This window comes from Bacillus sp. Marseille-P3661 (assembly GCF_900240995.1).
Lineage (GTDB): Bacteria > Bacillota > Bacilli > Bacillales > Bacillaceae_J > OESV01.
In genome coordinates, this window is record NZ_LT965959.1 from 122,087 (window position 1) to 133,883 (window position 11,797).

At 43.9% G+C, this 11,797-nt stretch carries 7 protein-coding genes, 13 tRNA genes and 3 rRNA genes; 21 read left to right on the plus strand and 2 right to left on the minus strand.

From position 1 onward, the window contains the following. Nucleotides 1-15: 15 nt before the first annotated feature. On the minus strand, nucleotides 16-129 hold the full coding sequence (gene cmpA / locus C1724_RS24530; RefSeq protein ID WP_102349576.1) for a cortex morphogenetic protein CmpA: 114 nt from the start codon (nucleotides 127-129) through the stop codon (nucleotides 16-18). Between the two features lie 190 nt (nucleotides 130-319). Between cmpA and C1724_RS24535 the strand changes: the two genes are divergently transcribed. The 17 genes from C1724_RS24535 (at nucleotide 320) to rrf (ending at nucleotide 7,259) form a co-directional block, all read left to right on the plus strand. Then, nucleotides 320-778, plus strand: a complete 459-nt coding sequence (locus tag C1724_RS24535; protein ID WP_102349578.1) for a SprT family protein — start codon at nucleotides 320-322, stop codon at nucleotides 776-778. 141 nt (nucleotides 779-919) lie between these two features. Beyond that, a tRNA-Asn gene (locus tag C1724_RS24540) sits at nucleotides 920-994 on the plus strand. 4 nt (nucleotides 995-998) lie between these two features. Continuing rightward, nucleotides 999-1,089 (plus strand) — tRNA-Ser (locus C1724_RS24545). A 15-nt stretch (nucleotides 1,090-1,104) separates the two neighbouring features. Next, nucleotides 1,105-1,176, plus strand: a tRNA-Glu gene (locus tag C1724_RS24550). Nucleotides 1,177-1,196: 20 nt separating this feature from the next. Next, nucleotides 1,197-1,272: transfer RNA gene (locus tag C1724_RS24555), tRNA-Val, on the plus strand. Nucleotides 1,273-1,280: 8 nt separating this feature from the next. Further along, a tRNA-Asp gene (locus tag C1724_RS24560) sits at nucleotides 1,281-1,356 on the plus strand. Nucleotides 1,357-1,365: 9 nt separating this feature from the next. Beyond that, nucleotides 1,366-1,440 (plus strand) — tRNA-Gln (locus C1724_RS24565). A gap of 30 nt (nucleotides 1,441-1,470) precedes the next feature. Then, nucleotides 1,471-1,546, plus strand: a tRNA-Lys gene (locus tag C1724_RS24570). Nucleotides 1,547-1,550: 4 nt separating this feature from the next. Continuing rightward, nucleotides 1,551-1,634, plus strand: a tRNA-Leu gene (locus C1724_RS24575). Nucleotides 1,635-1,712: 78 nt separating this feature from the next. Next, nucleotides 1,713-1,798, plus strand: a tRNA-Leu gene (locus C1724_RS24580). Between the two features lie 59 nt (nucleotides 1,799-1,857). After that, nucleotides 1,858-1,934, plus strand: a tRNA-Arg gene (locus tag C1724_RS24585). A gap of 16 nt (nucleotides 1,935-1,950) precedes the next feature. After that, nucleotides 1,951-2,027, plus strand: a tRNA-Pro gene (locus C1724_RS24590). A gap of 18 nt (nucleotides 2,028-2,045) precedes the next feature. Next, a tRNA-Gly gene (locus tag C1724_RS24595) sits at nucleotides 2,046-2,119 on the plus strand. Between the two features lie 18 nt (nucleotides 2,120-2,137). Continuing rightward, nucleotides 2,138-2,214: transfer RNA gene (locus C1724_RS24600), tRNA-Ile, on the plus strand. A gap of 101 nt (nucleotides 2,215-2,315) precedes the next feature. Then, nucleotides 2,316-3,864 (plus strand): 16S ribosomal RNA (locus C1724_RS24605). Nucleotides 3,865-4,016: 152 nt separating this feature from the next. Beyond that, nucleotides 4,017-6,953: ribosomal RNA gene (locus tag C1724_RS24610) — 23S ribosomal RNA — on the plus strand. 189 nt (nucleotides 6,954-7,142) lie between these two features. Next, nucleotides 7,143-7,259, plus strand: a 5S ribosomal RNA gene (gene rrf, locus C1724_RS24615). The 16S, 23S and 5S rRNA genes sit together here with 13 tRNA genes alongside, the layout of an rRNA operon. Before the next feature lie 606 nt (nucleotides 7,260-7,865). Here rrf and C1724_RS24620 read toward each other — a convergent pair. Further along, nucleotides 7,866-8,171, minus strand: a complete 306-nt coding sequence (locus C1724_RS24620; protein WP_102349580.1) for a hypothetical protein — start codon at nucleotides 8,169-8,171, stop codon at nucleotides 7,866-7,868. 246 nt (nucleotides 8,172-8,417) lie between these two features. Between C1724_RS24620 and C1724_RS24625 the strand changes: the two genes are divergently transcribed. The 4 genes from C1724_RS24625 to tsaB all read left to right on the plus strand — a co-directional run bounded on the left by C1724_RS24625 (nucleotide 8,418) and on the right by tsaB (nucleotide 11,795). Beyond that, on the plus strand, nucleotides 8,418-9,560 hold the full coding sequence (locus C1724_RS24625) for a trans-sulfuration enzyme family protein (protein ID WP_102349581.1): 1,143 nt from the start codon (nucleotides 8,418-8,420) through the stop codon (nucleotides 9,558-9,560). An 89-nt stretch (nucleotides 9,561-9,649) separates the two neighbouring features. After that, nucleotides 9,650-10,636 carry a thiamine-phosphate kinase gene (gene thiL / locus C1724_RS24630; protein ID WP_102349583.1) on the plus strand — a complete coding sequence of 329 codons (987 nt, stop codon included), beginning with the start codon at nucleotides 9,650-9,652 and terminating at the stop codon, nucleotides 10,634-10,636. A 9-nt stretch (nucleotides 10,637-10,645) separates the two neighbouring features. Beyond that, nucleotides 10,646-11,122, plus strand: coding sequence for a tRNA (adenosine(37)-N6)-threonylcarbamoyltransferase complex ATPase subunit type 1 TsaE (gene tsaE / locus C1724_RS24635; RefSeq protein WP_102349585.1), 477 nt, complete (start codon nucleotides 10,646-10,648; stop codon nucleotides 11,120-11,122). Continuing rightward, on the plus strand, nucleotides 11,103-11,795 hold the full coding sequence (gene tsaB, locus C1724_RS24640; protein WP_102349587.1) for a tRNA (adenosine(37)-N6)-threonylcarbamoyltransferase complex dimerization subunit type 1 TsaB: 693 nt from the start codon (nucleotides 11,103-11,105) through the stop codon (nucleotides 11,793-11,795). Before tsaE ends, tsaB begins: the two co-directional genes overlap by 20 nt. Nucleotides 11,796-11,797 lie beyond the last annotated feature (2 nt).

The following is an 11,797-nucleotide window of genomic DNA, read 5'->3' on the forward strand; positions in this document are numbered from 1 at the left end:
AAAAAGCACTGTTTTTTATGAGCAGTGCTTTTTTCTATAAAAAAACCAGCATTGATTAAGTAATTTAATTTGATATCTATTTTTATCATGGTAGGCCTGCTTTAACTGTTTAACTAACCAATATGGCATGTTGATTACCTCCTTTAGCTTTTTAAGCCTTCTAAGGTATTACATAGTGTATGCAGGAAGTAGGTATAATGTGCAAACCATTTTAAAGAATAATGTAGTATTAATGGTAATAAGAGTTGAGTTGGTTATAAATATTTATGTTAAAATTAAGTATAGGAAAATAATTAATATGAAGTTGGGGCAATAATATATGGATGAAATACACTTACAATCACTATGCGAAGAACTTTCACTTAGTTTTTTTGGGAAACCTTTTAAACATTCAGCTCGTTTTAATAAGAGATTACGAACAACAGGTGGCCGGTATCTCTTAAAAACACATGATATTGAAATCAATCCAAAATATTTTGAAGAACAAGGTTTAGAAGCTATTAAAGGAATTATTAAACATGAGCTATGTCACTATCATTTACATCTTGAGGGGAAAGGATATCAACACAGAGATTCTGATTTTAGATTGCTTTTAAAGCAAGTTGATGCTCCAAGGTTTTGTAAACCACTCACAATGGTAAAGAAACGAAGATTAGAACTAAAACATTCTTATCAATGTATTACATGTCACCATATATTCGAAAGAAAAAAGCGAGTGGATGTTAGTCGCTATGTATGTGGTAGATGTAAAGGTAAATTAAAAAAAATTCAATTATAAAAGGATGTTGACGACAAAAAATAATTTATGTTATATTATAAAAGTCGCTGAGACAAGCACTGTGAAAACATTTAGATTTCTAAAAAGTCTCTTGACAATCAAAACAACATATTGTAATATAGTCAACGTCGTCACAATTATTCCACAGTAGCTCAGTGGTAGAGCTATCGGCTGTTAACCGATCGGTCGCAGGTTCGAATCCTGCCTGTGGAGCCAAAGCGGAGAAGTACTCAAGTGGCTGAAGAGGCGCCCCTGCTAAGGGTGTAGGTCGGGTAACCGGCGCGAGGGTTCAAATCCCTCCTTCTCCGCCACTCATCATTTGTTATGGCCCGTTGGTCAAGCGGTTAAGACACCGCCCTTTCACGGCGGTAACACGGGTTCGAATCCCGTACGGGTCATTTGATAATTAATCATACTTGGAGGATTAGCTCAGCTGGGAGAGCACCTGCCTTACAAGCAGGGGGTCGGCGGTTCGATCCCGTCATCCTCCACCATAAAAATTGGTTCCGTGGTGTAGTGGTTAACATGCCTGCCTGTCACGCAGGAGATCGCGGGTTCGATCCCCGTCGGAACCGCCATAGTATTGTTGGGCTATAGCCAAGCGGTAAGGCAACGGACTTTGACTCCGTCATGCGCTGGTTCGAATCCAGCTAGCCCAGCCATTTTATAAATAAGCATCAAATTAATAGTACGAGCCATTAGCTCAGTCGGTAGAGCATCTGACTTTTAATCAGAGGGTCGAAGGTTCGAATCCTTCATGGCTCACCATTATGCGGGTGTGGCGGAATTGGCAGACGCACTAGACTTAGGATCTAGCGCCTATGGCGTGGGGGTTCAAGTCCCTCCACCCGCACCATTGACTTTTAATTAAATATGAGTTAAACTAATAAAGTCGCTGTTATTGCAGTGTCTTTTGTTTTCTAAACCTACGAATGCGGTCGTGGCGGAATGGCAGACGCGCTAGGTTGAGGGCCTAGTGGGGGCAACCCCGTGGAGGTTCAAGTCCTCTCGGCCGCACCAAAAAAAGACTTGATATACATTAAGATGTGTGTTATTATATAAAAGTTGCTTTAATAGATGCGCCCGTAGCTCAATTGGATAGAGCGTCTGACTACGGATCAGAAGGTTATGGGTTCGACTCCTGTCGGGCGCGCCATTTATATTGTTGAAAACGGGAAGTAGCTCAGCTTGGTAGAGCACTTGGTTTGGGACCAAGGGGTCGCAGGTTCGAATCCTGTCTTCCCGACCAGTCGGAACTTAATAGATTGCGGGTGTAGTTTAGTGGTAAAACCTCAGCCTTCCAAGCTGATGTCGTGGGTTCGATTCCCATCACCCGCTCCATTTATAAGATGTGTATTCGGGCCTGTAGCTCAGCTGGTTAGAGCGCACGCCTGATAAGCGTGAGGTCGATGGTTCAAGTCCATTCAGGCCCACCATAAAAATGTCCTTTGAAAACTAAACAAAATGTCAAGCGTGCAAAACAAGTTGAACTAAGTTCAACAACCAAGTCAGTATATTAGTTTGAGCAATCAAACCCTTTTCGGAGAGTTTGATCCTGGCTCAGGACGAACGCTGGCGGCGTGCCTAATACATGCAAGTCGAGCGGATGACGAGGAGCTTGCTCCTCTGATTCAGCGGCGGACGGGTGAGTAACACGTGGGCAACCTGCCTGTAAGACTGGGATAACTTCGGGAAACCGGAGCTAATACCGGATAATCTCTTGAACCACATGGTTTGAGAATAAAAGATGGTTTCGGCTATCACTTACAGATGGGCCCGCGGCGCATTAGCTAGTTGGTGAGGTAACGGCTCACCAAGGCGACGATGCGTAGCCGACCTGAGAGGGTGATCGGCCACACTGGGACTGAGACACGGCCCAGACTCCTACGGGAGGCAGCAGTAGGGAATCTTCCGCAATGGACGAAAGTCTGACGGAGCAACGCCGCGTGAGCGATGAAGGCCTTCGGGTCGTAAAGCTCTGTTGTTAGGGAAGAACACGTACCAGTTAACTGCTGGTACCTTGACGGTACCTAACCAGAAAGCCACGGCTAACTACGTGCCAGCAGCCGCGGTAATACGTAGGTGGCAAGCGTTGTCCGGAATTATTGGGCGTAAAGCGCGCGCAGGCGGTTTCTTAAGTCTGATGTGAAAGCCCCCGGCTCAACCGGGGAGGGTCATTGGAAACTGGGAAACTTGAGTGCAGAAGAGGAGAGTGGAATTCCACGTGTAGCGGTGAAATGCGTAGAGATGTGGAGGAACACCAGTGGCGAAGGCGACTCTCTGGTCTGTAACTGACGCTGAGGCGCGAAAGCGTGGGGAGCGAACAGGATTAGATACCCTGGTAGTCCACGCCGTAAACGATGAGTGCTAAGTGTTGGAGGGTTTCCGCCCTTCAGTGCTGCAGCTAACGCATTAAGCACTCCGCCTGGGGAGTACGGTCGCAAGACTGAAACTCAAAGGAATTGACGGGGGCCCGCACAAGCGGTGGAGCATGTGGTTTAATTCGAAGCAACGCGAAGAACCTTACCAGGTCTTGACATCCTCTGCTACTTCTAGAGATAGAAGGTTCCCCTTCGGGGGACAGAGTGACAGGTGGTGCATGGTTGTCGTCAGCTCGTGTCGTGAGATGTTGGGTTAAGTCCCGCAACGAGCGCAACCCTTGTCCTTAGTTGCCAGCATTCAGTTGGGCACTCTAAGGAGACTGCCGGTGACAAACCGGAGGAAGGTGGGGATGACGTCAAATCATCATGCCCCTTATGACCTGGGCTACACACGTGCTACAATGGATGGTACAAAGGGTTGCGAGACCGCGAGGTTGAGCCAATCCCATAAAGCCATTCTCAGTTCGGATTGTAGGCTGCAACTCGCCTACATGAAGCTGGAATCGCTAGTAATCGCGGATCAGCATGCCGCGGTGAATACGTTCCCGGGCCTTGTACACACCGCCCGTCACACCACGAGAGTTTGTAACACCCGAAGTCGGTGGGGTAACCTTTTGGAGCCAGCCGCCTAAGGTGGGACAGATGATTGGGGTGAAGTCGTAACAAGGTAGCCGTATCGGAAGGTGCGGCTGGATCACCTCCTTTCTAAGGAAGAATTACGAAGACGCGCTTAGACATTTTGTTTAGTTTTGAGAGAGCATTCTCTCTATATTGTTCTTTGAAAACTAGATAGCAATAACATTCATATTTACTGTAGAAAAGTTCTTATTAAAATCTTGATGATTAAGATCATCTTAGGTTAAGTGAATAAGGGCGCACGGTGAATGCCTTGGCACTAGGAGCCGATGAAGGACGGGACTAACACCGATATGCTTCGGGGAGCTGTAAGTAAGCTTTGATCCGGAGATTTCCGAATGGGGAAACCCACTGTTCGTAATGGAACAGGATCTATACCTGAATACATAGGGTACTGAAGGCAGACCCGGGGAACTGAAACATCTAAGTACCCGGAGGAAGAGAAAGCAAACGCGATTTCCTGAGTAGCGGCGAGCGAAACGGAAGAAGCCCAAACCAAGAGGCTTGCCTCTTGGGGTTGTAGGACACTCTATACGGAGTTACAAAGGAACGAAGTAGGTGAAGTGGTTTGGAAAGACCAGCCGAAGAAGGTAACAGCCCTGTAGCTGAAACTTCGTTCTCTCTTGAGTGGATCCTGAGTACGGCGGGACACGTGAAATCCCGTCGGAAGCTGGGAGGACCATCTCCCAAGGCTAAATACTCCCTAGTGACCGATAGTGAACCAGTACCGTGAGGGAAAGGTGAAAAGCACCCCGGAAGGGGAGTGAAAGAGATCCTGAAACCGTGTGCCTACAAGTAGTTGGAGCCCATTTATGGGTGACAGCGTGCCTTTTGTAGAATGAACCGGCGAGTTACGATCCCGTGCAAGGTTAAGTCGAAGAGACGGAGCCGCAGCGAAAGCGAGTCTGAATAGGGCGATTGTAGTACGTGGTCGTAGACCCGAAACCAGGTGATCTACCCATGTCCAGGGTGAAGTCCAGGTAACACTGGATGGAGGCCCGAACCCACGCACGTTGAAAAGTGCGGGGATGAGGTGTGGGTAGCGGAGAAATTCCAATCGAACTTGGAGATAGCTGGTTCTCCCCGAAATAGCTTTAGGGCTAGCCTTAAGGTAAGAGTCTTGGAGGTAGAGCACTGATTGGACTAGGGGCCCCCATCGGGTTACCGAATTCAGTCAAACTCCGAATGCCAAAGACTTATCCTTAGGAGTCAGACTACGAGTGATAAGGTCCGTGGTCAAGAGGGAAACAGCCCAGATCACCAGCTAAGGTCCCAAAGTATACGTTAAGTGGCAAAGGATGTGGAGTTGCTTAGACAACCAGGATGTTGGCTTAGAAGCAGCCACCATTTAAAGAGTGCGTAATAGCTCACTGGTCGAGTGACTCTGCGCCGAAAATGTAACGGGGCTAAACGTATCACCGAAGCTGTGGATTGACACTTACGTGTCAGTGGTAGGGGAGCGTTCTAAGGGCTTTGAAGCTAGACCGGAAGGACTAGTGGAGCGCTTAGAAGTGAGAATGCCGGTGTGAGTAGCGAAAAGACAAGTGAGAATCTTGTCCATCGAAAGCCTAAGGTTTCCTGAGGAAGGCTCGTCCGCTCAGGGTTAGTCGGGACCTAAGCCGAGGCCGAAAGGCGTAGGCGATGGCCAACAGGTTGATATTCCTGTACCACCTCTTTACCGTTTGAGCAATGGAGGGACGCAGGAGGATAGGGTAAGCGCGCTGTTGGATATGCGCGTCCAAGCAGTTAGGCTGGTAAGTAGGCAAATCCGCTTACCACATAAGCTGAGCTGTGATGGCGAGGGAAATATAGTACCGAAGTTCCTGATTCCACACTGCCAAGAAAAGCTTCTAGCGAGGTAGAAGGTGCCCGTACCGCAAACCGACACAGGTAGGCGAGGAGAGAATCCTAAGATGCGCGAGAGAACTCTCGTTAAGGAACTCGGCAAAATGACCCCGTAACTTCGGGAGAAGGGGTGCTCTGATAGCGTGCAAGCGCGAGAGAGCCGCAGTGAATAGGCCCAAGCGACTGTTTAGCAAAAACACAGGTCTCTGCGAAGCCGCAAGGCGAAGTATAGGGGCTGACACCTGCCCGGTGCTGGAAGGTTAAGAGGAGAGGTTATCCTTTTCGGAGAAGCTTTGAATCGAAGCCCCAGTAAACGGCGGCCGTAACTATAACGGTCCTAAGGTAGCGAAATTCCTTGTCAGGTAAGTTCTGACCCGCACGAAAGGTGTAACGATTTGGGCACTGTCTCAACGAGAGACTCGGTGAAATCATAGTACCTGTGAAGATGCAGGTTACCCGCGACAGGACGGAAAGACCCCGTGGAGCTTTACTGCAACCTGATATTGAATTTTGGTACAGCTTGTACAGGATAGGTAGGAGCCTGAGAAGCCGGAGCGCCAGCTTCGGTGGAGGCATCGGTGGGATACTACCCTGGCTGTATTGAAATTCTAACCCGCGCCCCTGATCGGGGCGGGAGACAGTGTCAGGTGGGCAGTTTGACTGGGGCGGTCGCCTCCTAAAGAGTAACGGAGGCGCCCAAAGGTTCCCTCAGAATGGTTGGAAATCATTCGTAGAGTGTAAAGGCACAAGGGAGCTTGACTGCGAGACCTACAAGTCGAGCAGGGACGAAAGTCGGGCTTAGTGATCCGGTGGTTCCGCATGGAAGGGCCATCGCTCAACGGATAAAAGCTACCCCGGGGATAACAGGCTTATCTCCCCCAAGAGTCCACATCGACGGGGAGGTTTGGCACCTCGATGTCGGCTCATCGCATCCTGGGGCTGTAGTCGGTCCCAAGGGTTGGGCTGTTCGCCCATTAAAGCGGTACGCGAGCTGGGTTCAGAACGTCGTGAGACAGTTCGGTCCCTATCCGTCGTGGGCGTCGGAAATTTGAGAGGAGCTGTCCTTAGTACGAGAGGACCGGGATGGACACACCGCTGGTGTACCAGTTGTTCTGCCAAGAGCATCGCTGGGTAGCTATGTGTGGACGGGATAAGTGCTGAAAGCATCTAAGCATGAAGCCCCCCTCAAGATGAGATTTCCCATTACTTTAAGTAAGTAAGATCCCTCAGAGATGATGAGGTAGATAGGTTCGAGGTGGAAGCATGGCGACATGTGGAGCTGACGAATACTAATCGATCGAGGACTTAACCAAGTAGAAAACCTGACACGACTGTTCAGACTCGATGAGCAAATGTTCTTCCGACGAAGAAGTCGATAGACTTCCGGAGGAGGAAGGTTATTTGATCTCGAGAGTCTAGGAGTGGAAGGTGGACAAAATACTACAGTTGAATATGAATGCTTGTTATCTAGTTTTGAGGGAACAATCCTCAAATATAATATGTTTGGTGACGATAGCGAAGAGGTCACACCCGTTCCCATTCCGAACACGGAAGTTAAGCTCTTCAGCGCCGATGGTAGTTGGGGGCTGTCCCCCTGTGAGAGTAGGACGTTGCCAAGCAAAGACAAGGAGTAGCAGAGATGCTGCTCTTTTTTATTGAATAAGAAAGTGAAACGCAAATAACGGAATAGATGTCCGGAACCTTTTCAAAAGCGGACAAAAAGGCCCTTATTTGTACAAAAGCGGCAGTCTTCAGAAGTTTACCGGACAATAAATCCTCTATTAACCAAAAAACAAAAGAAAGTACATCATTATTCGTGCAATAGCGGATGGAAAGTCCGTGAAACACAAAAAAACCTCTGTGAAACGCAATTAACGGAATAGATGTCCGGATACATTTCAATTGCGGACAAAAAGGCCCTTATTTGTACAAAAGCGGCAGTCTTCAGAAGTTTACCGGACAATAAATCCTCTATTAACCAAAAAACAAAAGAAAGTACGTCCTCATTCGTGCAATAGCGGAGCAAAAGTCCGTGAAACGCAAAAAAACCTCTGTGAAACGCAAATAACGGAATAGATGTCCGGATATCATAGGGATTAAGTAAGAGCTAACGAGAGGTGACATTTGTTCGTTCATAAAAAGTTGTCCTTACTGTTATGAAAGAAAAAAGAGGGCTAACCTAAAATGTCACTTTTCAATGACTTTTTGGACAGCCCTTGCTTATCTTATCCTTCATCATCTGCTACTTCATTGTCACCAACAACATCTTCGCCCGGAGCATCATCGTTTACTTCACCGTCACCGACGATATCCTCACCATGTGCATCATCATTTACTTCACCAGTACCCATTGCATTATCACCGGCTGCATTTTCATCATTCACTTCACCATCACCAACGATGTCTTCGCCTGGAGCATCATCATTTACTTCATTATCTCCAACTACGTCTTCACCTGGCGCATCATTACATGCTGCTAGTGAGAAGGTTAGAGAAACCGCAAGTAATACCATTAAAAGTTTTCTCAACATGCTAGAACCTCCTATATTTTTATATGTTTCGTAAGATTAGAGTGCCCATTTGAATGAGCAGTATTCAATGAAAAACACAATAATATGTGAAAATAATATTTTTAGTATAAAGATTCAACAGTAAAAGCAACTATAACGCTTACATTATTTTTTAAATTAAAATAAATATGTAATCTTCTGAAACTAATTGACCAATAATACTTTAAAGGTTTAAAGTATTATTAAGTGAAAAAGGAGGAAGTTAAATTGAAGCACCATTTTGATACTGAAACAGTACATTTATCTGAAAATAGACCAAGTTCTAATTCAAGTAAAATTAATCCAATCTATCAAACATCTGCTTTTGCATTTTCTAGTTTAGAAGAATTAGAAGGTTTTTATAGCGGCGAAAGTCAATATCTATATACGCGTACAGGAAATCCGAATACTGATGAATTAGCCCAAGCAGTTGCTAATTTAGAGGGTGCACCAGCAGGAGTAGCAACGTCATCTGGTATATCAGCAATTATGGCTGGTATATTATCTGTTGTAAAAGCAGGTGATCATATTGTAGCTACAAATGATATATATGGAGGAACATATACACTTCTTGCAACTGAGTTAAAGGATTTAGGAATTGAGGTTACTTTTGTTTCTTTTGAAGATCAAGAGGAAATTGTGAGGAATATTAAAGGTAATACAAAATTATTATACTCTGAATCGGTGACGAATCCTCTTTTAAGAGTCGAAAATATTGATAAAATTGTTGAAATCGGTAAAGAATACAACATTGCAACATTAATTGACAATACATTTGCAACACCGTATCTTCTTCAACCTTACTTAAAAGGAATAGACCTTGTTGTTCATAGTGCAACGAAATATATTGGCGGACATAGTGATGTAACAGCTGGTGTTGTAGTTGGTCACAGTGATCTTATAGCAAAAGCTAAAGCGAAAGTTGTTAACCTTGGCTTAAATCTAGCTCCAAACGAAGCATGGCTTGGAACTAGAGGAATTAAAACGCTAAGTGTACGCATGGAACGTCACGTGAAAAATGCCCAAAAACTTGCTGATGCGCTAAGAAATCATCCAGGAATTAATAAAGTTTATTATCCAGAGTTTGTATCAGAAAAGGGTAATGGTGCTATTGTTACCATTGATATTGATGGTAAATGTGATGTTAGTAAATTTTTCAGATCACTATCATGGGTGAAAATTGTTCCAACATTAGCTGGAGTAGAAACAACAGTTTCTTATCCATTTGGGACATCACACCGTTCGCTAACTCCTGAAATGAGGGACGAGCTTGGTATTAATGAAGGAGTTATTCGAATTTCGGTTGGGATTGAGGAGTCAGAAGATATCATTTCTGTATTTAAAGATGCATTAGAACAATCGGTTTTGTAAAATTGAAATTAATATGAGAAAATTAATCCTTAGGGGAATAACCTAAGGATTCTTTTATATTTTTTTCTTTAGAATGTTGGAGGATAACTGTGTCTATTCAAGATGAATTTTCATTTATAAAAAGCATTACGCCGAAGAAGATTAATCATCCTTTCCTTGTAAAGGGAATTGGGGACGATGCTGCATTATTTTCTAGTGATGTTGATGTTGAAGAAGTTGTATGTATGGATACAATGATAGAAGAGGTACATTTTACAAAAAAAACGATGAAACCTTATCATATTGGTTATAAAGTGTTAGCCAGTAATATTAGTGACATAGCAGCTATGGGTGGACAGCCGACCTTTTATTTAGTTTCAATTGCGATACCGAAACATTGGTCTGAGCAAGAAATAGCAAAAATATATGCTGGCATGACAGACCTGGCCGAACGGTATAAAATGGATTTAATCGGAGGAGATACCGTATCGTCCATGCATAGTTTAACAATTACCATTACTGTTCTAGGAAGAATCAAAAAGGGATGTCATCTTTTAAGAAACAATGCCAAGGTAGATGATCTTGTATTTGTGACTGGAAACGTTGGTGAATCTGCTGCAGGTCTTGAGCTATTGTTAAAGCATGGTCATGGCTATATGTTTACAAAAGAAGAGATGCATTTAGTTGCGCGCCATCAGATGCCGGAACCGAGGGTTGAGATTGGTCAAATTCTTGCAAGTTTTCCGCGTGTGGCTTTAAATGATGTGAGTGACGGTATTGCAAGTGAAAGTAATGAAATTGCTGAAGCTAGCAATGTGTCAATCGTAATTGATGCCGATCAATTACCAAGAAGTGAAGAGCTTTGTTTTATTCATAAAGACCCATTGCCACTCATGTTGAACGGTGGGGAAGATTATGAATTAATTGGCACAATTCCTAAAGAAAACTGGGATGAACTTAAAAAAGAATGTCAAAATGCAAATCAAAAAATAACGCAAATTGGGATTGTAAAAGAAGGGCCGGCAAATGTATTTTTAAAACAAAAAAATACGCTGACTCTCTTGCAAAAACAGGGATATAATCATTTTAAAAAATAGGGTGGTTTTGTGAAAGAATTTGAAATACATACAAATTCAACAGAGGAAACAATGAGCTTTGCGGAACGGTTAGCAGAAAAGTTGCAGCCTGGTTCTGTAATTACCTTAGAAGGCGATTTGGGGGCAGGAAAAACAACGTTTACTAAAGGCTTGGCCAAAGGATTAGGAATTAATCGTACGGTTAATAGCCCTACCTTTACAATTATTAAAGAATATACACAAGGAAGAATTCCTTTGTACCATATGGATGTTTATAGATTAGAAGAAAGTGATGAAGATTTAGGCTTTGATGAGTATTTTGATGGCGATGGAGTTACGGTCGTAGAATGGGCTCAATTTATTGAAGATCAATTACCTAATGAGTTTCTGGCTATTACGATAGCATATCAAAACGAAGCTGAAAGAAAAATAACACTTGAGCCAAAGGGTCATACATATATTGATTTATGTAAGGAGTTACTGAATAATGAAAGCATTAGCAATTGATACATCTAATCAGGTAATGGGTGTTGCGATTATCGATGGTCAATCTATTATTGGAGAATATATAACAAACGTAAAAAGAAACCATTCTGTACAGTTAATGCCAGCAATTCATGATCTAATGAAAGCCGTTGGCATACAGCCTAAGCAGTTGGAACGGATTATTGTTGCGCATGGGCCTGGTTCATATACAGGTGTAAGAATCGGTGTAACTGTTGCTAAAACACTAGCATGGTCATTAAATATTCCAATTGTAGGTGTTTCGAGCTTAGAAGTGTTAGCTCAGAATGGGCTATACTTTTCAGGTTTAGTATCACCTATATTTGATGCACGCAGAGGTCAGGTGTATACAGGGCTATATAAAAACAGTCAAGGAGTCCTTCAATCTATAAAAGAAGATCAAATACTTTTGTTAAAGGATTGGTTAATAACTTTGAAAGATCAGGAGGAGAAGGTATTATTCTTAGGTAACGATGTGCAATTACACCAGCAGTTAATTACAGAGGTACTTGGTGAACAGGCTGTAATCGCAACCGTTAGTGCATATAATCCGCGACCGTCTGAGTTGGCAAGAATAGGGATTTCGAAAGAGCCACAGGAGATTCATTCATTTGTTCCTAATTATATTCGTCTTGCCGAAGCAGAAGCTAAATGGTTGGCTGCTCAAGAAAAATAAAG

What these genes read in the sequence shown, in the direction of transcription:
- tsaB (WP_102349587.1), top strand. Translation starts at nt 11,103, where the DNA reads ATGAAAGCATTAGCAATTGATACATCTAATCAGGTAATGGGTGTTGCG.
- C1724_RS24535 (WP_102349578.1), top strand. Translation starts at nt 320, where the DNA reads ATGGATGAAATACACTTACAATCACTATGCGAAGAACTTTCACTTAGT.
- C1724_RS24620 (WP_102349580.1), bottom strand. Translation starts at nt 8,171, where the DNA reads ATGTTGAGAAAACTTTTAATGGTATTACTTGCGGTTTCTCTAACCTTC.
- cmpA (WP_102349576.1), bottom strand. Translation starts at nt 129, where the DNA reads ATGCCATATTGGTTAGTTAAACAGTTAAAGCAGGCCTACCATGATAAA.